The organism is Achromobacter sp. ESBL13 (genome assembly GCF_036668755.1).
GTDB lineage: Bacteria > Pseudomonadota > Gammaproteobacteria > Burkholderiales > Burkholderiaceae_B > Achromobacter.
Genome location: NZ_JAZEVT010000001.1, coordinates 102,307 through 122,328 on the forward strand (window position 1 = coordinate 102,307; position 20,022 = coordinate 122,328).

Here is a 20,022-nt window from a genome sequence, read left to right on the forward strand (position 1 = left end):
CCGAAGTCTTGCTGCGTGGCGCTGCCCCATCACCAAAGGAACCCCATGGACACCCCGATCGATACCACCGACGCCGACCCGCAGGAAACCCAGGAATGGCTGGACGCCATGCAGGCCGTGTTGGCCCACGAAGGCAGGCCGCGCACGCACTACTTGCTGGACCAGTTGATCCAGCAGGACCGCGCGGCCAATGGGCGCTATGCGGCGCCGGGCGTCACGCCCTACGTCAACACGATCGATGCCGCGAGCCAGCCCGCGTTTCCCGGCGATATCGGCATTGAGCAGCGTCTGGACGCCTACCTGCGCTGGAATGCCATGGCCATGGTGCTGCGCGCCGGCAAGACCTCGGGCGTGGGCGGCCACATTGCCACCTACGCATCGGCCACGACGCTGTACGAAACCGGCTACCGCCATTTCTTTCGCGCCGCCGCGCCGGATTTCCTGGGCGACCTGCTCTACATACAAGGGCATTCCGCACCCGGCATCTATGCGCGCGCCTACCTGGAAGGCCGAATTTCCGAAGACCAGCTTGACGGCTTTCGCCGTGAAATCGGTGGCGGGGGGCTGGCGTCCTATCCGCACCCGCGCACCATGCCGGGTTTCTGGCAATTTCCCACGGTGTCCATGGGCCTGGGTCCGCTGATGGCCGCCTATCAAGCGCGCTACATGCGTTACCTGGAAGACCGCGAGCTGATCCCCGCCCAGGGCCGCAAGGTGTGGGGCTTTCTGGGGGACGGGGAACAGGACCAACCCGAAACGCTGGCCGCCGTGGCGATGGCCGGGCGCGAAAAGCTGGACAACCTGATCTTCGTGGTCAATTGCAATCTGCAACGGCTGGATGGGCCGGTGCGCGGCAACGCCAAGATCATCCAGGAACTGGAAAGTGTCTATCGCGGCGCGGGCTGGAATGTCATCAAGGTGATCTGGGGCGCCGGTTGGGACGCGCTGCTGGCGCAGGACCACGACGGCCGCCTGCGCCGCCGCATGATGCAGTGCGTGGACGGCGAATACCAGGTGTTCAAGGCGCGAGGCGGCGCCTACGTGCGCGAGCATTTCTTTGGGGCGGACCCGGTGTTGCTGGAACGCGTGGCCCATCTGTCGGACGACGAGATCGGCGCGTTGAACCGGGGCGGCCACGACCCCGCCAAAGTGCATGCGGCTTATGCGGCGGCCGTGGCGCACCGGGGCCAGCCCACCGTCATCCTGGCCAAGACCGTCAAGGGGTACGGCATGGGCGCGGCAGGCGAGGCCGCCAACACCAACCACCAGCAAAAGAAAATGGCCGACCCGGCCGTGCGCGCCTTTCGCGACCGATTCGCCATCGCCGTGCCGGACGATCAGCTTGAAGAAATTCCGTATATCAAGCCCGCGCCCAACAGCGCGGAACACGCCTATTTCCAGGCCGCCATCGGGCGTGCCGGCGGCCACCTACCGCAGCGTTCGGCCGGGCCGGGGCCGTTGTCCACGCCGCCGCTGACTGCGTTCGCCGCGCATCTGAAGGGCAGCGACGGCCGCGAATTTTCAAGCACGATGGCCTTCGTGCGGGTGTTGGCGCAGTTGCTCAAAGACCCGGATATCGGCCCGCGCGTCGTTCCCATCGTGCCCGACGAGTCGCGCACGTTCGGCATGGACGGCATGTTTCGCCAGGTGGGTATCTATTCGCATGTCGGCCAGCTTTACACGCCCCAGGACGCGGACCAGCTCAGCGTCTATCGCGAGGATCGCAAGGGCCAGATCCTGCAGGAAGGCATCAACGAATCCGGCGCGATGTCGTCGTGGATCGCGGCGGGCACCGCGCACAGCACGCATGGGCTGGCCACCATTCCCTTCTACATTTTCTATTCCATGTTCGGCTTTCAACGCGTGGGCGATCTGGCGTGGGCGGCGGGCGACATCCGCGCGCGCGGCTTCCTGCTTGGCGCCACGTCGGGGCGCACCACGCTGGAAGGCGAGGGCCTGCAACACGATGACGGCCATAGCCACGTGCTGGCCTCGGTCATCCCGTCCTGCCGCGCCTATGACCCCGCCTACGCCTATGAAATCGCGGTGATCGTGCAAGACGGGCTGCGCCGGATGTACCAGGACGGCGAAGACGTTTTCTATTACCTGACCCTGGTCAACGAGAAGACCGCGCATCCGCCCATGCCCGAAGGCGCCCCGGCCGGCATCCTGCAAGGCATGTATCGCCTGCGCCAAGGCGAGCCGGGCGCCTTGCGCGTGCAGCTGCTGGGTAGCGGCGCGATTCTGGCCGAGACGCTGGCCGCCGCCGATCTCTTGCGGCAGGATTTCGGCGTGTCGGCCGACGTCTGGAGCGTGACCAGCTATTCCGAACTGATGCGGGACGGCCAGGAGGTTGAACGCTGGAACCGCCTGCATCCGCAGGCCGAGGCACGGCGCGGCCATGCCGAAACCGCCTTGGCCGCCAGCGTGGGGCCGGTGGTGGCCGCCACCGACTATATGAAGACGGTGCCCGAGCAGATCCGCCCCTTCCTGGCGGGCCGGCGCTACGTCACCCTGGGCACCGACGGGTTTGGCCGCTCGGATACGCGGCCGGCGCTGCGCGCGTTTTTCGGCGTGGACCGCCATCACATCGCCCTGGCGGCGCTAAAGGCCCTGGCCGATGACGGGCAGGTAGACCCGGCGCAGGCCGCCCAGGCCATCGTCCGATACGGTATCGACGCCGAGGCCGTGTCGGCTGCCTTGCCCTAGGCGCAGGGGCGTATCGCCGTCGGCATGGGCGCGTCCGCACCGCGCCCCGGCCGCCCGCGCGAACCCGGGCGCGCGCCGGTAGTGTTAAATACGGTTTTCCCGGACAGTGAACGCGGGCCCCCGGGCTTTAGCGAAGGAAACAACATGGCATTCGATTTTGATCTGTTTGTGATCGGCGCGGGTTCTGGCGGCGTGCGCGCGGCCCGTTTTGCAGCGGGTTTTGGTGCGCGCGTGGCCGTGGCGGAAAGCCGCTACCTGGGCGGCACCTGCGTCAACGTGGGCTGTGTGCCCAAAAAGCTGCTGGTCTACGGCGCCCATTACAGCGAAGATTTCGAGCAGGCCCACGGCTTTGGCTGGAATGTCGGCAAGCCGTCGTTCGACTGGCCCACCCTGATCGCCAACAAAAACCGCGAGATCGAACGCCTTAACGGGATTTACCGCAACTTGCTGGTCAATAGCGGCGTGACGCTGCTGGAAGGCCACGCCCGCATCGTCGACCCGCACACCGTCGAGATCAACGGACAACGCCACACCGCCGCCAACATCCTGGTGGCAACGGGCGGCTGGCCTCGCGTGCCCGACATTCCCGGCAAGGAACACGCCATCACCTCGAACGAGGCGTTCTTCCTGCCGCGGTTGCCGCGCCGCGTGCTGGTGGTGGGGGGCGGTTATATCGCCGTGGAATTCGCGTCGATCTTCAACGGCATGGGCGCGCACACCGTGCAGGCCTATCGCGGCCCGCTGTTCCTGCGCGGCTTTGATCAGGGTGTGCGCGAACACCTGCGCGACGAACTGACGAAAAAGGGCGTCGATCTGCGCTTTTTCACCGACCTGGCGCGCATCGACAAGCAGCCCGATGGCTCGCTGGTTGCCACCTTGAAAGACGGCGCGGTCATCGAGACCGATTGCGTCTTCTACGCCACCGGCCGCCGTCCGATGCTGGACAACCTGGGCCTGGAGAACACGGGCGTGAAGCTGCGCGAAGACGGTTTCATCGACGTGGACGACGAATACCGCACCGCCGAGCCTTCCATCCTGGCCATTGGCGACGTGATCGGGCGCGTGCCGCTGACGCCGGTGGCGTTGGCGGAAGGCATGGCTGTGGCGCGCCGCCTGTTCCGCCCCGAGGAATACCGCAAGGTCGATTACAAGCTGATCCCGACCGCCGTGTTCAGCCTGCCGAACATCGGCACGGTGGGCATGACCACGGAAGAAGCGCGCGAAGCCGGCTACGAGATCAAGCTGTTCGAAAGCCGCTTCCGTCCGATGAAGCTGACGCTGACGGAATCGCAGGAAAAGACGCTGATGAAGCTGATCGTGGACGCCAAGACCGACCGCGTGCTGGGCGTGCACATGGTCGGCCCCGATGCCGGAGAAATCGTGCAGGGCATTGCCGTGGCGCTCAAGGCAGGCGCCACCAAGCAGGTGTTCGACGACACCATCGGCATCCACCCCACGGCGGCGGAAGAATTCGTCACCCTGCGCACGCCTGTGGCGCAATAAGGGCGCGGCAGCGGCCCCGCACTGGCCCCCCGTTACAAGCGTTCGATCATGGCGCGCGCCGCAAGCGGCGCGCGTTCTTTTGCGCCATTGATGAAGAAGGCGTAGACGTCCTGCGCGCGTGGCGGCCCGGACGGTTCGGAACCGATCCGAGGCAGGTCTGCCGGATCGGCCCCACGCGACCAGGTGTGCAGCCTTTGCGCCCAGGCGTCCAGCACCTTGGGCGCATAGCCGGCCTTGAACGCGGTGCTGGCGCGCATCAGCCGGGCGTAGACGAAATCGGCGGTGCGGTCGGCGATGGACGGAAAATTTTCGCTGTCCGTGTAGACCGTGGCGGCGCCGTGGCGGCGCGCCAGCTCCAGGTATTCCTCGCAGGCAAAGCTGGGGTGGCGCACGTCCAGCACATGACGCAGCGGCAGGCCATCGACCTTGTCGGGCAGCAGCGCCAGGAATTCGCCAAAGTCTTCCGCGTTAAAGATCTTGGTGGGCGCGAATTGCCAGACCACGGGCCCCAGCTTGGGCCCTAATTCGGCAATGCCGCTATGGACGAAGCGCTGGATGGAATCGCCGGCGCCGGCAAGCTCGCGTCGGTTAGTCGCATAGCGCGACGCCTTTAGCGAAAAGACGAAGCCGTCCGGCGTTTCGTCGCGCCATTTGGCAAAAGTGGCGGGCTTCTGGGTGCTGTAGTAGGTGCCGTTGATTTCAATCGCGGTGAGCTGCCGGCTGGCGTATTCCAGCTCGCGCGCATGGGGCAGGTCCTCGGGATAAAAGGCGCCGCGCCACGGCGCGAATGTCCAGCCGCCGATGCCGACGCGAATAACGGGCGGGCTTTCCACCACGGACGGATGACGTTTCGGCATGTCCCGGTGCTCCATGCAGTCCAACGAATCGGTCCACTGTATCGCTACGCCCGTGGGGTCGTAAAGTTGCGGATGCCAATCACGGCGCGGGTTTGGGCCGGTGTGGCATCGGCGATACGTTCGCCGGGCGGCCGCGCCGCGTTCAAAAAGTTTCCTGTTCCGATACAGTTTTGCGATAACGTGTGCGCATCCCCGTTCGACATCGTCCGGCCCGCGCCGGCTCATCATGCCCGACCTGACTCATCTTCTGACATTCGCCCTGGTGGCCCTTGGCATGGTGCTGACGCCCGGCCCCAACATGATCTACCTGGTGTCCCGATCCATCTCGCAAGGCGCCCGCGCCGGCCTGATTTCCCTGGGCGGCGTGGCGGTCGGGTTCATCTTTTATGTGTGCTGCGCGGCCTTCGGCATCACGGCCTTGCTGCTGACGGTGCCCTACGCCTATGACGCCTTGCGCATCGGCGGCGCCATGTACCTGCTGTACATGGCATGGCAGGCCGTCCGCCCCGGGGGACGATCGCCGTTCCAGGTGCGCGAACTGCCCCGCAGCAGCCCGCGCACGCTGTTCACGATGGGGCTGGTCACCAACCTGCTCAACCCCAAGATCGCGGTGATGTATGTGTCGCTGTTGCCGCAGTTCATCCAGCCCGACCATGGCAGCGTGTTCACCCAATCGCTGGCGCTGGGCATGACGCAGGTGGTCATCAGCCTGTCGGTCAATGCCGTCATCGCGATTACCGCCGGGTCCATCGCGGGCTTTCTGGCCGGGCGGCCGTTGTGGTTGGTGATCCAGCGCTGGCTGATGGGTACCGTGCTGGCCGGGCTGGCCGTGCGCATGTTGATGGACGCGCGACGCTGATGCCGCAGGACGACGGATTTTTCGGCTCGCTGGGCGTCATGCTGGGCGAAGCGCTGCGCGCGGTGGTGGGCGGCATCAAATGGCTGCTGGGCGGCTTGGGCGGTGCGCTGGGCGACTTCTACGGCGGGCTGTCGAAAGCGATGGGCATGAGCCCGTCCATCTTCAATTTTGTCTTGCTGGTGCTGGGCCTGATGTTCCTGTGGGCCGCCATCAAGGCGTTGCTGCGCCGCTCCATCCTGGGGTTTCTCTTCTGGGCGGTGCTGGCGGTGCTGGTGTTGGGCGGCCTGGTCAATTAACGCCCCGCTTGCCGCGCCAGTTCACCCAGGCGCTTGAGCAGCGCGGGAAAGCGGTCGGCGCTGGTGTTGCCATAGCCGATCACCAAGCCATTGTCTTCGGCGCGCGGCGCCATGGCGAAAGTCGATAGCGCGCTGGGGTTCATGCCCACCTGCCGCGCCAGCGCCACGGTGGCCTGATCCGGGCAGTCCGGCGGCAGGCGCACCGTCAGGTGCAGGCCGCTGTGTCCGCCCAAGACCTCATGATCCACCTTGAAATGCGTGGCCAGCGCGTCGCGCAAGGCCGACTGCCGTTCGCGGTACAGGCGCCGCATGCGGCCCAGGTGACGCGAGAATTGTCCGTTGTCGATGAAGGCGGCCAGCGTCAGCTGTTCCAGCCGGTGGCCGCCGCGCAGCATCTCGATGACGGAGGGCAGGGCGGTCTGGGCCAGGGGCTCGGGCAGCACCAGAAAGCCCAGGCGCAATGCCGGAAAAAGTGTCTTGCTGAATGTGCCTACATACAGCACGGGTGCGTTGGGCAACAGCCCCTGCATGGCGGCGATGGGGTCGCCCTGATGCCGGAATTCGCTGTCGTAGTCGTCTTCGATGATCCAGGCGCCCGCGCGCCCGGCGCGTTCCAGCAGGTCCAGCCGCCGCGCCACCGACAGCACGGCGCCCGTGGGGTATTGATGCGTGGGCGTGGTCTGGATCAGGCGCGGCGGATGCGTGCGCCAGGCGTCCTCGGGAATGACGATGCCGTCGGCGTCCACGCGCATGGCCACCACGTTCAGGTCGCCGCCATGAAACGCCGACTTGGCGCCGCGATAGCCGGGCTCTTCCAGCCAGGCGGTGTCGCCGGGGTTGGTCAGCAGTTGCACGCACAGGGCCAGCGCGCCCTGCGCGCCTTCGGTGATGATGATGCGCGAGGCGTCGCAATGCACACCGCGCGACACCCGCAGATATTGCGCGATGGCTTCGCGCAGCGCCGGCTCACCCGTCGGATGGCCGTAGCCCAGCGTGGTGGCGGGGGCGGCTTGCAGCGCGCGGTCTTGCGCGCGGCGCCAGGCGTTCATGGGGAATTGCGTCAGGGCCGGCGTGCCGGGGGTCATCGGCCACGAACTGTCCGTGGCGCCACGGGTGGCAACGATGCGCGACAAGCGCGTGGCGGTGGCGGTGGGGGGGGGCGTCGGGCAGGTTGTCGCCGCGGCGGTCGTGGTTGCGGTGGCGGCAGCACGGTTCGTGACGCGGCCGGCCGGCGCGTGCGGGTCGGCGGGCGCTGTCTGCCCGGCGGCGCGGGCCGCCAATGCCAGCGGCGCGGCCGACAGCGGCGCCACGCGGGTGCCCTGGCGGTCGGCAATCACATAGCCTTCGGCCGTCAATTGTTCGTACGCGATCAACACCGTATTGCGCGAGATCTCAAGCTCTTCGGACAGCGCGCGGGACGATGGCAGCTTGCCGCCGGCGGGCAATTGGCCGGCCAGGATGGCTTGCTTCAGGCGTTGAATCAGCTGGCGTTGGCGCGGCGGCGCGCCGGGGCCGCGCGCAAGTGGGCTGGACAGCAGGGCGGTGTTGGCGGGCAGGCTTTGGCTGGGCGGTTGCATGGCGCGATGATCGCGGGCCACATTGATCGTGGCCCTATTAAATTCGAGATCCGTGGTGCTTTTTATGATGCCACGATTCCGATATCGTGAGGCCCTGCGTGTTGCGTCCGCCACGGCCGGCGGCGCGCGCTTAACCGGATGAGGCCCCGCCCAATGCAAGCCCGCGTCAATGCATTTCAACAACCCATCGGCCCCGACGTACCCGCCTGGACCGCGCGCCCGCGCCCGCCGCTGACGCCGGCCGTCGGCCGTTACTGCCGCCTGGAACCCTTGTCCGCCGAGCGTCATGCCGCGGACCTGTACGACGCGTTCAGCCGGGCGCCGGACGATAGCGACTGGACCTACATGGGCGTTGGCCCGTTTGCCGACACCGCCGCATACCGCGCCTTTGCCGAAGCCGCCCAGGCGGGCAACGACCCCCTGCATCACGCCATCATCGACCTGGAAACGGGGCGGGCCATCGGCACGCTGGCCTTGATGCGCATCGACCCCGCCAATGGCGTCATCGAAGTCGGCTTCGTGTCGTTCTCGCGCCAGCTCAAGCGCACCCGCATCGCCACCGAAGCGCAATTCCTGCTGATGCGCCGCGCCTTCGACGAGCTGGGTTACCGCCGTTATGAATGGAAGTGCGACAGCCTGAACGCGCCGTCGCGCCAAGCCGCCGCGCGGTTGGGCTTTCAGTTTGAAGGCATCTTCCGCCAGGCCACGATCTACAAGGGCCGCAGCCGCGACACCGCCTGGTTCTCGATCATCGACGGCGAATGGCCCGCGCTGCGCGCCGCCTATGAACGCTGGCTGGACCCCGCCAACTTCGACGCCGAAGGCAATCAGCGCCACAGCCTGTCTGAACTGACCGCCCGGGAAAAAGCCGCGTGCGCCTGATTCCGGTGGCGTTGGCCCTGTTCTGGGGGCTGAACTGGCCGGCGGTGAAGATCATCCTGGCCATCTTTCCGCCCTTCACGCTGCGCGTGCTGGGGCTGGGCAGCGGCGCCGTCCTGCTGTTGCTGCTGGCGCGCGCCAAGCGCCTGCCGCTGTTGCCGCCGCGCGATGCGTGGCCGGGCATCGTGGTGGGCGGGGTGCTGGCCGTCGCGGTCTTCAACCTGGCGGTGGCCTGGGCGCAGCTCAGCACCAGCACGTCGCGCGCGGCGGTGCTGACCTTCACGATGCCCATGATGTCGGCGCTGCTGGCCTGGCTGGTGTTGGGCGAACGGCTGGACCGGCGGCGCGCGCTGGCATTGATGCTGGGCGCCATCGGCGTCGCAATCCTGGCCTGGCCGGTGTTGCGCGCGGTGTTCGGGCAGCACGACCTGGCCGCCACTCGTGGCCTGGTGTTTCCGCTGGTGGCCGCATTCGGGTGGGCGGCGGGCACGGTGTATCTGAAACGCTGGCCCGTGGACGGCCACCGTATCGTCGTCACGGCATGGCAGTTGGCCGTGGGCGCCGCGTGCGCGCTGACGGGCGTGTTGATCGCGGGCGAGTCATTCCCCACCCAGGGCTGGAACGGCCGCATCGTGGCGGCGCTGTCGTTTCACATCATCCTGGGTACGGCGGTGGCCTATTGGCTGTGGTTCGTGCTGAGCGAGCGCGTCAGCGCCACGGTGGCCGCGTTGACCACGTTGATGGTGCCGGTGGTGGGCGTGCTGGGGGCGATGGCGCTGGTGGGCGACCGGCCGGCCATTGCCGATTGGTGGGGGTTTGCCTTCGTGCTGGCGGGCGCCGCGCTGATCGTGCTGAACCTGGGCCGGGCCCGCGGGTAAAGGGGCGGGGCCGGGGGGCAGGGCATCGGGGCAGGGCAGCGGGATCGGGCAGCGGGATCGGGCGGCGGGATAGAGCGCCCCGCGCCCTGACCGCCAAATCAGTCCCGCCGCCCGCGCAGCCACTGCCTGACCACTTCGCCGCCGCTGACCAGCGTGATGCCGGACAGCACCAGCACCGCGCCGATGGCAAAGCCCGCGTCCAGCGGTTCATCCAGGATCAGCACGCCGAAGCTCACGCCGAACAGCGGCGTCATGAACGACAGGATCGACAGGCGCGACGCCAGGTAACGGCGCAGTAGCCAGAACCACGCCAGGTAACTGGACAAGGCCACCACCACTGCCTGGAACGCCACGCTGGTCAAGGCCGCCGTCGTGGGGCGGATGGCGTGCTGCCCGGTAGCCACGGCATAGGCCAAGAGGCCCACCGCCGCCACCGCCATCTGATATAGCAAGGTCTTGGACGGGGCCGCTTCGGACAACGACGTTGCGCGGATGGCGACCGTGGTGGCGCCCCACAGCAAGCCCGCCGCCAACCCCATGGCGTCGCCCAGCAGCATGTTGGCGGCGCCTGCCGCTTCGCGCGGCGCGTCGCCCTTGAACAGGAACGCCACCGCAATGCCGCCGAAAGCAATCGCGACCCCCAGCCATTGCAGCGGCTGCATGCGTTCTTCGGGCAGCAGCCAATGCAGCCCCAGCGCGGCAAAAATCGGCGCGGTATATAGAAACACCGACATGTGCGAGGCCGTTGTGTACAGCAGCCCCTGGGCCACGAACAGGAATTCCGCGCCGAACAGCAAGCCTACCAGCAGGCCCGGCAGCGCCGTGCCGTCGCGCACGGCGCCCAGCCCTTCGGCTCGCCACACCACCACCGCCAGCACCAGCGCGGCAAAGCTTGATCGCAGCGCAATCTGCATGATGGGCGCGATGTCGGCGGCCACCAGCTTGATGGCGATCTGCTGAAAGCCCCAGCACACGCACAGGGCCAGCATGCCGGTAGTGGCCAGCGTGTCCAGCGGCAGGCGCAGCGGTTTGGACGCGGGCGCCGTCACGGCAATTCGGCGGGGTAGCTGTCCAGCGCCAGGCCGATCTGTTGGCGCAAGTCCCACTCGGCCAGCGTCGATTGCACCGGCCCGAAAAAGGCGCCGTCGCGTGTCACGAACATGGCGGGCAGGTGAAAGACTTCGTAGCGCTCGACCAGGCCACGGTTGTCCCCGGCGTCCACCCAGCAGACCCTTTCCACCGGCAGTTCCAGCGCCGGCAGCTGTTCGCGCGCAATGCGGCAGGTGCCGCAGGTGCGGCTATGGAAGACCAGCAGCGACAAGCCGGGCGCGTCCAGCAGGAAGCGGTCGGCGGTGCTGTCGTTCAGTTCTATCTGTTCCATGGGATTCATCCGGGGCAAGGCAGCCATTATGGCAGCGCGCCGCCCCGTGGCCGGCGATAACCGTGGGGGCGGAATGGGTGTGGCGCGTCAGGCGCCGCGCAGCACGCGGTCCAGTTCCAGCACGGACTGGTACAGCACGCGCGTGCCGTCCAGCAGCTGCGACGGTTCGATCCATTCTTCGGGGCAGTGGCTGCGGCCGTTCAGGCAGGGGATGAAGATCATGCCGATGGGGCCGGTGGGCGCCATGTACACGGCATCGTGGCCGGCGCCGCTGGGCAGGCGCATGGACGCGTAGCCCAGCTGGTCCGCCGCCGCTTTCACGGCGTCCATCACCAGGGGTGAACAGTCGGTGGGTTGGGCGCGGCTTAGTGGCGAGAAGCCGGCCGTCAGGCGCAAGGCCTTCAGGTCGTCGGCCACGCCGTCCATCAGCGTTTCGGGGAAGCTGTCCAGCACGGCGTTGCTGTCGCTGCGCACTTCCAGCGTCATCTCGACGCGGCCGGGCACGGCGTTGGCGGCATTGGGCGTCATCGACAGCCGGCCCACGGTGGCCACCACGTAATGCGGGTTGCCGCTGGCGGCGCTGGCCTGGCGGCTGGCCGCGTCGATGATGCGCGCCGCGCCCACCAGGGCGTCGCGGCGGATGTCCATCGGCGTGGTGCCGGCGTGGTCGGGTTGGCCTTGCACAATGATCTGCACGCGCCGGATGCCCACGATATTGGTGACCACGCCAATCGGCAGGCCACGGCTTTCCAGCACGGGGCCTTGTTCGATGTGCAGTTCAACAAAGGCCGCCGTGCCGCCCGCGCCACGCAGCGGCGCGGTCAACGCGGCGGGGTCGCCGCCGATGCGGGCAATGCCCTGGGCCAGCGATTCGCCGGCGGGGTTGCAGGCGGCCAGCATGTCCGCCGACAGCTGGCCGCTAAGGGCGCGGCTGCCCACGCACGAGATGCCGTAGTCGCTGGGTTCTTCGGATAGGAAGTCGATGACTTCAAAGGGGTGGTCAAGTTCGATGCCGTGCTCGTTCAGCGTGTGCGCCACTTCGATGCCGGCCAGCACGCCGATGATGCCGTCAAAGCGTCCGCCTTCCATCACGGTGTCGCAGTGCGAGCCGGTGGCGATGGGCTTGCGCGCCGGGTCGCGGCCGGCGCGCGTGCCGACCAGGTTGCCGCCCGCGTCCAGACGCGTGGCCAGGCCGGCCTCTTCGAATTGGCCGCGCAACCAGGCGCGGGCGTCGTCGAACAAGGGCGAAAAGGCCCGTCGTGTCCAGGGGACGTCGGGCAAGGTGAACCGGGACAAGGCTTCAACGCGGGACCACAGGCGGTCGGCATTGAGGGGCGGGAAGGCGGGGGAGGGGGAAGTCGGGTGCGGCATGAAAATTCCTGAAGATGCGCCAGGGATTATGTCATGGCGTGTGTAGCCGCTATCCCCGCCATGGTCTCAAGGGAGCTGTCGCCAGGACGGCTCGCGCTTTTCCAGGAAAGCCGCCACGCCTTCGCGCGCTTCATCGGTGGCGCGGCACGCGGCGATGCGCTCGACCGTGTCGGCGATCAATTCGGCGTCAATGGCCCGGCCCGCAAAATCGCGTACCAGCCGCTTGCTGGCCTTGACGGCGTCCGGCCCGTTGGCGCACAGCGCGCGGCAGATGGCGTCGGCGGCGTCGGCCAGGGCGTCGGCCGGCACCACATCGTGCACCAGCCCCAAGCGCAGCGCGGTGGCGGCGTCGAAGCGTTCAGCGGTCAGGAAATACCGGTTGGCGGCGCGCTCGCCCATGGCGCGGATCACGTACGGGCTGATGGTGGCGGGCAGTAGCCCCAAGCGCGTTTCAGACAGGCAGAAATGCGCGCCGTCGGCCGCGATAGCGATGTCGCAGGCCGACAGCAGGCCCATGCCGCCCGCGTAGGCGTCGCCGTTCACGCAGGCCACCACGGGCTTCGGGCACGCCCAGATCGTGTGCAGCATGTCGGCCAGCCGGGTCGCATCCTGGCGGTTGTCCACATCCGTGTGCGTGGCCATTTTGCGCATCCAGTTCAGGTCACCGCCCGCGCAGAACGCCTTGCCCGCGCCGGTCAGCAGCAGCACGCGCACGCCGGGATCTTGCGCGGCATCACGCACGGCGCCGGTCAGCGCGGAGATCAGCGTTTCATCGAAGGCGTTGCGCATGTCCGGCCGGTTCAGGGTCAGTCGAACGATGGCGCCATCGCGCGCGACATTCAGCGGGGCAGTCGAAGTCATGCGGGTCTCCCGGTTGTTGATTTGTGCTCAAGAAGTGGGGTGCTGCAATCCAATAATTCTAGGACGGAATCGGGATTTCTGGGATGCGTTGGAAAGAAATATTGAGTTATCCTCAAAAAATATCCTTAAAAAAATACCTTCAAAAAAATAATGGAGCGAGGCATGAACCCAGAATCGAATGCGCAGGCGGACCCCGCGTCGCGCTCTACGTCCGGCGCGACAGCGGGCGGCCAAGCCGCCACGTCGCGCTATGCCTCGGTGTTCAGACCGGGGCTTTTCGATGGCAAGACCGTCGTGGTGACTGGCGGCGGCAGCGGTCTGGGCCGTTGCACCGCGCACGAGCTGGCGTCGCTGGGCGCGAACCTGGCGCTGGTGGGCCGCAAGCTGGAAAAGCTGGAAGCGGCGGGCGCGGAAATCGCTCGCATCTACCCCGAGGCCGCCGGCGGACTCAGCCTGCATGCCTGCGACATCCGTGATGAAGCCGGCGTGCGCGGCGCGGTGGCGGACGTGCTGGCGCGGCACGGCGCTATCGACGGCTTGTTCAATTGCGCGGGCGGGCAGTTCCCCGCGCCGCTGGACCGCATCAGCCTGAACGGCTGGAACGCGGTCGTGCAGAACAACCTGCACGGCACCTTCCTGATGGCGCGCGAGGTCTACACCCAGCACATGCGCCAGCACGGCGGGTCCATCGTGAACATGCTGGCCGATATCTGGGGTGGCATGCCCGGCATGGGGCATTCAGGCGCGGCGCGCGCCGGAGTCTGGAACCTGACCGAAACCGCGGCGTGCGAGTGGGCCTATGCGGGAGTGCGCGTGAATGCGGTCGCGCCGGGCTGGATCGCCTCCAGCGGCATGGACAGCTACGACGACCACTACCGCGCGGTGCTGCGTGAACTGAAGACCAAGGTGCCGTTGCAACGGTTTGGCACCGAGGCCGAATTGGCGGCGGCCGTGGTGTTCCTGCTGTCGCCCGCAGCCGCCTTCATCAACGGCACGGTCATTCGCGTGGATGGCGGCGTGCCGAACGCGCGCCATTCCTGGACCTTGCAGGCGGCCGAACGGGGCGAGGTCTACAACGGCTTTCCTCAGTACGTGCCGCCGTCCTTGTTTGGCGATGCGGGCGATGCAGCCGACGCGAGCCCTTCGGCCGTCTCTTCAGACGCGTGAAGCCGGTGCAGGGCGTCGCGCACCTCGCCCCGGAACTGCGCCAGCGCCAGCGCGTCGCGGTGCGGCGGTTGCAGGGCCTGCCACAAGAACCCGACCAACTGGTCGGCGGTGGCGGCCACGTTCACCCGCGCGCCGCGCAGCATCGCATCCCACAGCACGTGCTCCATCGGGCCATACACCGTGGACCGCAGCAAGCGCAGCGGCATGTCTTGCCGGATGTCGCCGTCGGCCTGTCCCTGTGCCAGGATGCGCATCAGCGGCGCCGTATAGCGCCGTTGCAGCCCCGCGTAGACCTCGCCGAAATCGTCGTTACGCGCGCGCCCTTCGGACAGGATGAAGGCGCACAGCCCCGGGCCTTCGGCCAGCAGATGCCGCAAATGGGTATGCACCAGGTAATGCAGCTGCGCCCGCGCCCCGTGCACGTGCGGCAGGTTGTCTTCCACTTTGGCGATGATTTCGTCATACCAGTCGCCGATCACCCGCACGCACAATTCACGCTTGCCGCCGAAGTACGTGAAGATCGTGGCTTCGGACACGCCCAGGCGCTGGGCGATCTCGGTGGTGGTGGCGGCCTGGAAGCCGGCCTCGGAAAACACCTGCCGCGCCATGTGCAGGATGTCGCGTATGCGCTGTTCGGACTTGGCGCTGGCAGGCGGGCGGCGGATCGGAACGACGGGGGTTTTTTCCATGCGGACGGCAAAAGGGCGGTGGGGCGAGGCTTATTATTGAGCCAGGGTCAAGCAAGTTCAGCAAGCCCCGGGCGATTTCCATAACAACATCAGAGACAAAACCATGCTGTCCCGAAAGGAATCCTACAAGCAGCTTGTGTCCGAATTCCAATGGCAGGTGCCGGACACCTACAACATTGGCGTGGACGCCTGCGACAAATGGGCGGACGGCAGCGGCCGCCTGGCGCTGATCTTCGAAAAAAGCGACGGTGCGCAAACGCGTTACTCGTTCGATGACATCAAGGCGCAGTCCAGCCGCCTTGCCCACAGCCTGATCCGCCATGGCGTGCGGCGCGGCGACCGCGTGGCCGTGTACCTGCCACAGGCGCCTGAAACGGCGGTTACCCACATCGCCGTTTACAAAATGGGCGCGGTGGCGGTGCCCTTGTTCACGCTGTTCGGCGTGGACGCCATTCAGTACCGGCTGGCCAACAGCGGCGCGGCGGCGCTGGTGACGGACACCGAGGGCTGCCGCAAGCTGCGCGAGATACGCGCCAGCCTGCCCGGCCTGAAGGTCATTTATTGCATTGATGGGGATGGCGACGGCGCCGCCGTGCCGTTCCATCCGGCACTGGCCGCGGAATCGGACGTTTTCGAACCGGTCTCCACGCGCGCCGACGACCCCGCCGTGATCATCTACACGTCCGGCACCACGGGCAAGCCCAAGGGCGCGCTGCACGCGCATCGCGTCCTGCTGGGCCACTTGCCCGGCGTGGAAATGTCACACGAGTTCTTTCCCGAAAACGCCGCCCTGATGTGGACGCCGGCCGACTGGGCCTGGATCGGCGGGCTGCTGGATGTGCTGCTGCCCGCGTGGCACCACGGCGTGCCGGTGCTGGCGCGCCGCTTTGAAAAGTTCGACGGCAGCGCCGCGCTGGAGCTGATGGCGCGCCACGGCGTCACCCACACATTCCTGCCGCCCACCGCGCTGAAGATGATGCGCGGGGCCGCCTACCCGGACGGCGCCGGCGCGCTGGCGCTGCGCTCGGTGGCCAGCGGCGGGGAATCGCTGGGCGCCGAGCTCATCGACTGGGGCCGCCGCGTGCTGGGCGTAACCATCAACGAGTTCTACGGCCAGACCGAATGCAACATGCTGGTGTCATCGTGCTCGTCGCTGTTCGACCCGGAAATCGGTTCCATCGGCCGCGCCGCGCCGGGCCACCGGGTGGCTATTGTGGATGACCAGGGCGTAGAAGTGGCCGATGGACAGGAGGGCAACATCGGCGTATTGCGCCCGGACCCCGTCATGTTCCTGGGCTACTGGAACAACCCCGGGGCCACCGCCGAAAAGTTCGTGGGCGATTATCTCCTGACGGGCGACGTGGGCGTGCGCGACGCGCGCGGCTTTATCCGCTTTGTTGGCCGCAACGACGACGTCATCACCAGTGCGGGCTACCGCATCGGCCCCGCGCCCATCGAAGACTGCCTGATCGGCCACCCCGCCGTACGCATGGCGGCCGTGGTGGGCGTGCCCGATGAACAACGCACCGAGATCGTCATGGCCTATGTTGTGTTGAATGACGGCGTCACCGGCGACGACGCCTTGGTGCGCGACTTGCAGGCGCATGTACGCACCCGTCTGGCCGCCCATGAATACCCGCGCGCCATCCGGTTTGTAACCAGTTTGCCAACCACGGCGACCGGCAAGATCATCCGCCGAGAGTTGCGCGACGGGAGCTACCGTTGAGCTCGTCTCAACCCGTGACAATCTCGTCCATGAGGATGGGTTGACGGGTTGCCCCGCGCTGCAAGTATGATGGCGCAAATTACATACGGCCCCACGCAATTGGGGCCGTATCACCATTCGTCTAAGCATGGAGATAGCCCCAATGAATAAGCCATTGGATGGGGGGTTGGCAGCGTTGAACGTGCCCGCCTACGTCAAGCATCGCGGCCTGATCGACTGGGTAGCCAGTTTTGTAGCACTGGCCAAGCCCGACCGTGTGGTCTGGTGCGACGGCTCGCAAGAAGAATACGACCGCCTGTGCGAACAGATGGTCCAGGCCGGCACGATGCGCAGGCTCAATCCCGCCAAGCGGCCGAATTCCTTCCTGGCGTGCTCGGACCCGTCCGACGTGGCGCGTGTGGAAGACCGCACCTTCATCTGTTCCGACCGCGCCGAAGACGCCGGCCCCACCAACAACTGGGCCGATCCGGCTGAAATGCGCGACACGTTGAACGGCCTGTTCGACGGCGCCATGCGCGGCCGCACGCTGTACGTCGTGCCGTTTTCGATGGGCCCCTTGGGCTCGGACATCGCCCACATCGGCGTTGAGCTGTCCGACAGCCCCTATGTGGTCGTGAACATGCGCATCATGACGCGCATGGGCAAGGCCGTGTACGACGTACTGGGCACCGATGGCGACTTCGTGCCCTGCGTGCATTCCGTGGGCAAGCCGCTTGCCGCCGGCGAAGCCGATGTGCCGTGGCCGTGCAACCCCACCAAGTACATCGTGCATTTCCCCAAGAGCCGCGAAATCTGGAGCTTCGGCTCGGGCTATGGCGGCAACGCGCTGCTGGGCAAGAAGTGCTTTGCGCTGCGTATCGCGTCCACCATGGGCCGCGACCAGGGCTGGCTGGCCGAACACATGCTGATCCTGGGCGTTACCTCGCTCAAGGGCCGCAAGTACCACGTGGCGGCGGCATTCCCGTCGGCCTGCGGCAAGACCAACTTCGCCATGCTGATCCCGCCGCAAGGCATGGACGGCTGGAAGGTCACCACCATCGGCGACGACATCGCCTGGATCAAGCCCGGCCCCGACGGCCGCCTGCACGCCATCAATCCGGAAGCCGGCTATTTCGGCGTGGCCCCGGGCACCAGCGAACAGACCAACTTCAACGCGATGGCCACGTTGAAGGCCAACGTCATTTTCACCAACGTGGCGCTGACCGATGATGGCGACGTCTGGTGGGAAGGCATGACCGACACGCCGCCCGCGCACCTGATCGACTGGCAAGGCCAGGACTGGACGCCCGCCATCGCCCGCGAAACCGGCCGCAAGGCCGCGCACCCGAACGCGCGCTTCACCGCGCCGGCCGCGCAATGCCCGTCCATCGACCCCGAATGGGAAAACCCGAAGGGCGTGGTCATCGACGCGTTCATTTTTGGCGGCCGCCGCTCGACCACCGTGCCGCTGGTGACCGAGGCCCGCAGCTGGGTCGAAGGCGTATACATGGCCGCGACCATGGGCTCGGAAACCACCGCTGCCGCCGTCGGCCAGCAGGGCGTGGTGCGCCGCGACCCCTTCGCCATGCTGCCGTTCTGCGGCTACAACATGAGCGACTACTTCAACCACTGGCTCAAGCTGGGCAAGCAACTGGAAGCCACCGGCGCCACCTTGCCGCGCATCTACTGCGTGAACTGGTTCCGCAAGGGCCCCGATGGCAAGTTCGTCTGGCCGGGCTTTGGTGAAAACATGCGCGTGCTGCGCTGGATGCTGGGCCGTATCGACGGCGAATCCAAGGGTGTGGACCAGGTGTTCGGCGTATCGCCCAGCTACCAGGACATCGACTGGACTGGCCTGGAGTTCACGCCCGACAAGTTCGAGCAGGTCATGTCGGTGGACGCCGACGCCTGGCGCGACGAGCTGGCGCTGCACCACGAACTGTTCGGCCAACTGTCCCAAGGCTTGCCGGAAGACCTGCCCGCCACCAAGACCAAAATCGAAGGCCGTCTGGCCGCCTGAGTCTGACTTGGTCCTAGAAGCCCGCGTGCCCAGTAGGCGCGCGGGCTTTTCTATTTCATGATGAACACTTCGTTGGGGTCTCTAAGGAGTAGTCGTCGTGACGAAGTGGAATCTGGGCGAATCCGGCAGTCGGGCAGGGTGCGCAATGCCCGCCGATGCAGCACCGGCGCGTGACTTGCATATGGCCATCGTGGCGGATATGGAGTCCTTCCTGATGCAGCTGGACGTCGGCCTTGCGTTCGTGGCCCGGCAAAAGCGCCTGCGCATCGACAACGACGAACACACGCTGGACTTGCTGTTCTTTCACCGCAAGCTTCGGCGGCTGGTGGCCATTGTGATGACGCTGGACGAGTTCTCCGTGATCAGCCAGCCGCAGGTGGAATCCTGCCTGCGCCGGCTGGACAAATCCGACCGCCAGGCCGAAGAAGCGACGCCGCTGGGCATGATCATGTGCGCCGGTACGCAAACCGAATACATCCAGCTGCTTGAACTGACGCCATCCGGCGTGCAAGCGGCGCAATATCCCACCGACCTGCCGCCCCGCGCGGTGCTGGCGCAGCGCTTGCAGCAAGCCGCGCGGCGCTCCCGCGCGCGAATCGAGCAACGCGCGCCGCAATCCAGGCACAATGCCGTGATGAAACTCGACCCGGAAGACCTGGCCAAGATCACCGCGCTGACCTTGGCGAACTACGAAGAGAACGCCGAGGCGTTCGCGGCCAACACGCGCGGGCACGACGTCACGCAGAACATCGCCGCGCTGATGCGCCACATCCATGTCGAGCCGCCGTACGACATCCTGGATCTGGGCTGCGGCCCCGGCCGCGACCTGATGGCGTTTGCCGCGCTGGGCCATCGGCCGGTGGGGCTGGACGGCACGCATAGCTTCGTCAAGATGGCCCGCGCCGCGTCCGGCTGCGAGGTCTGGCATCAGGACTTCCTGCAACTGTCGCTGCCCGCAGAACGTTTTGACGGCATCTTCGCCAACGCCGTGCTGTTCCACGTGCCCGGCCAGGAACTGCCGCGAGTGTTGCGCGAGCTATGGTCCGCGCTGCGTCCCGGCGGCGTGCTGTTCTGCTCAAACCCCCGTGGCGGCAACCAGGAAGGCTGGAACCGTGGGCGCTACGGCGCCTACCACGACCTGGAAGGCTGGCGCGCACTGATGGCGGGTGCCGGCTTCGAAGAACTGGAACACTATTACCGCCCCGACGGCCTGCCGCGCGACCAGCAGCCGTGGCTGGCGACGGTATGGCGCCGTCCGGGGTAGGGCGCC

Annotated in this window: 17 protein-coding genes and 1 pseudogene; 11 read left to right on the forward strand and 7 right to left on the reverse strand. The window is 66.9% G+C overall.

The window, feature by feature from the left end; genetic code table 11:
* The first annotated feature begins 45 nt into the window (after nucleotides 1-45).
* Nucleotides 46-2,709, forward strand: a complete 2,664-nt coding sequence (gene aceE / locus V6F88_RS00540) for a pyruvate dehydrogenase (acetyl-transferring), homodimeric type (protein ID WP_332607430.1) — start codon at nucleotides 46-48, stop codon at nucleotides 2,707-2,709.
* A gap of 144 nt (nucleotides 2,710-2,853) precedes the next feature.
* Nucleotides 2,854-4,212 carry a glutathione-disulfide reductase gene (gorA, locus tag V6F88_RS00545; RefSeq protein ID WP_332607431.1) on the forward strand — a complete coding sequence of 453 codons (1,359 nt, stop codon included), beginning with the start codon at nucleotides 2,854-2,856 and terminating at the stop codon, nucleotides 4,210-4,212.
* A 32-nt stretch (nucleotides 4,213-4,244) separates the two neighbouring features.
* Here the strand turns inward: gorA and V6F88_RS00550 are convergent, their stop codons facing one another.
* The gene (locus tag V6F88_RS00550; protein WP_332607432.1) at nucleotides 4,245-5,069 is read right to left on the reverse strand and encodes a DUF72 domain-containing protein; all 825 of its coding nucleotides are present in this window, start codon (nucleotides 5,067-5,069) and stop codon (nucleotides 4,245-4,247) included.
* A 226-nt stretch (nucleotides 5,070-5,295) separates the two neighbouring features.
* On the opposite strand from V6F88_RS00550, the gene V6F88_RS00555 reads away from it, so the two are divergent.
* Together V6F88_RS00555 and V6F88_RS00560 are read left to right on the forward strand one after the other, a co-directional pair.
* Nucleotides 5,296-5,928, forward strand: a complete 633-nt coding sequence (locus tag V6F88_RS00555) for a LysE family translocator (RefSeq protein WP_332607433.1) — start codon at nucleotides 5,296-5,298, stop codon at nucleotides 5,926-5,928.
* The gene (locus V6F88_RS00560) at nucleotides 5,928-6,224 is read left to right on the forward strand and encodes a hypothetical protein (protein ID WP_046804547.1); all 297 of its coding nucleotides are present in this window, start codon (nucleotides 5,928-5,930) and stop codon (nucleotides 6,222-6,224) included. Before V6F88_RS00555 ends, V6F88_RS00560 begins: the two co-directional genes overlap by 1 nt.
* Here V6F88_RS00560 and pdxR read toward each other — a convergent pair.
* A complete protein-coding gene (pdxR, locus tag V6F88_RS00565; protein WP_332607434.1) occupies nucleotides 6,221-7,801 on the reverse strand; it encodes a MocR-like pyridoxine biosynthesis transcription factor PdxR in 1,581 nt (526 codons plus the stop codon). The two genes, V6F88_RS00560 and pdxR, sit on opposite strands and share 4 nt — an antisense overlap.
* Nucleotides 7,802-7,954: 153 nt before the next feature.
* Here pdxR and V6F88_RS00570 point away from each other — a divergent pair, with 153 nt between their 5' ends.
* Together V6F88_RS00570 and V6F88_RS00575 are read left to right on the forward strand one after the other, a co-directional pair.
* Entirely contained in the window at nucleotides 7,955-8,683 is a 729-nt protein-coding gene (locus V6F88_RS00570; protein WP_332607435.1) for a GNAT family N-acetyltransferase, read from the forward strand.
* A complete protein-coding gene (locus tag V6F88_RS00575; protein WP_332607436.1) occupies nucleotides 8,674-9,558 on the forward strand; it encodes a DMT family transporter in 885 nt (294 codons plus the stop codon). Before V6F88_RS00570 ends, V6F88_RS00575 begins: the two co-directional genes overlap by 10 nt.
* A gap of 98 nt (nucleotides 9,559-9,656) precedes the next feature.
* Here V6F88_RS00575 and V6F88_RS00580 read toward each other — a convergent pair whose 3' ends face one another.
* From V6F88_RS00580 to V6F88_RS00595, 4 genes are all read right to left on the reverse strand, one after another.
* Complete coding sequence (locus V6F88_RS00580; RefSeq protein WP_332608904.1) at nucleotides 9,657-10,547, reverse strand: DMT family transporter; 891 nt, start codon at nucleotides 10,545-10,547, stop codon at nucleotides 9,657-9,659.
* Between the two features lie 56 nt (nucleotides 10,548-10,603).
* Nucleotides 10,604-10,939 (reverse strand): thioredoxin family protein, encoded by a 336-nt coding sequence (locus V6F88_RS00585; protein ID WP_046804551.1) that lies wholly within the window; start codon nucleotides 10,937-10,939, stop codon nucleotides 10,604-10,606.
* A gap of 87 nt (nucleotides 10,940-11,026) precedes the next feature.
* Nucleotides 11,027-12,310 (reverse strand): Zn-dependent hydrolase, encoded by a 1,284-nt coding sequence (locus tag V6F88_RS00590; protein WP_332607437.1) that lies wholly within the window; start codon nucleotides 12,308-12,310, stop codon nucleotides 11,027-11,029.
* A gap of 66 nt (nucleotides 12,311-12,376) precedes the next feature.
* Entirely contained in the window at nucleotides 12,377-13,171 is a 795-nt protein-coding gene (locus tag V6F88_RS00595; RefSeq protein WP_332607438.1) for an enoyl-CoA hydratase/isomerase family protein, read from the reverse strand.
* Between the two features lie 162 nt (nucleotides 13,172-13,333).
* Between V6F88_RS00595 and V6F88_RS00600 the strand changes: the two genes are divergently transcribed.
* A complete protein-coding gene (locus V6F88_RS00600; RefSeq protein ID WP_332607439.1) occupies nucleotides 13,334-14,338 on the forward strand; it encodes an SDR family oxidoreductase in 1,005 nt (334 codons plus the stop codon).
* On the opposite strand, the gene V6F88_RS00605 is transcribed toward V6F88_RS00600, so the two are convergent.
* Nucleotides 14,257-15,027, reverse strand: a complete 771-nt coding sequence (locus V6F88_RS00605) for a TetR/AcrR family transcriptional regulator (protein ID WP_332607441.1) — start codon at nucleotides 15,025-15,027, stop codon at nucleotides 14,257-14,259. The genes V6F88_RS00600 and V6F88_RS00605 overlap by 82 nt on opposite strands.
* A 103-nt stretch (nucleotides 15,028-15,130) precedes the next feature.
* On the opposite strand from V6F88_RS00605, the gene V6F88_RS00610 reads away from it, so the two are divergent.
* The 4 genes and pseudogenes from V6F88_RS00610 to V6F88_RS00625 all read left to right on the forward strand — a co-directional run bounded on the left by V6F88_RS00610 (nucleotide 15,131) and on the right by V6F88_RS00625 (nucleotide 20,016).
* A complete protein-coding gene (locus V6F88_RS00610; protein WP_332607442.1) occupies nucleotides 15,131-16,753 on the forward strand; it encodes an acyl-CoA synthetase in 1,623 nt (540 codons plus the stop codon).
* Nucleotides 16,754-16,895: 142 nt separating this feature from the next.
* Nucleotides 16,896-18,752, forward strand: coding sequence for a phosphoenolpyruvate carboxykinase (GTP) (locus V6F88_RS00615; RefSeq protein ID WP_332607443.1), 1,857 nt, complete (start codon nucleotides 16,896-16,898; stop codon nucleotides 18,750-18,752).
* Between the two features lie 145 nt (nucleotides 18,753-18,897).
* A pseudogene (locus tag V6F88_RS00620) lies at nucleotides 18,898-19,287 on the forward strand (PDDEXK nuclease domain-containing protein); the annotation flags it as partial.
* Between the two features lie 99 nt (nucleotides 19,288-19,386).
* Nucleotides 19,387-20,016, forward strand: coding sequence for a class I SAM-dependent methyltransferase (locus V6F88_RS00625; protein WP_332608905.1), 630 nt, complete (start codon nucleotides 19,387-19,389; stop codon nucleotides 20,014-20,016).
* Nucleotides 20,017-20,022: the final 6 nt, after the last annotated feature.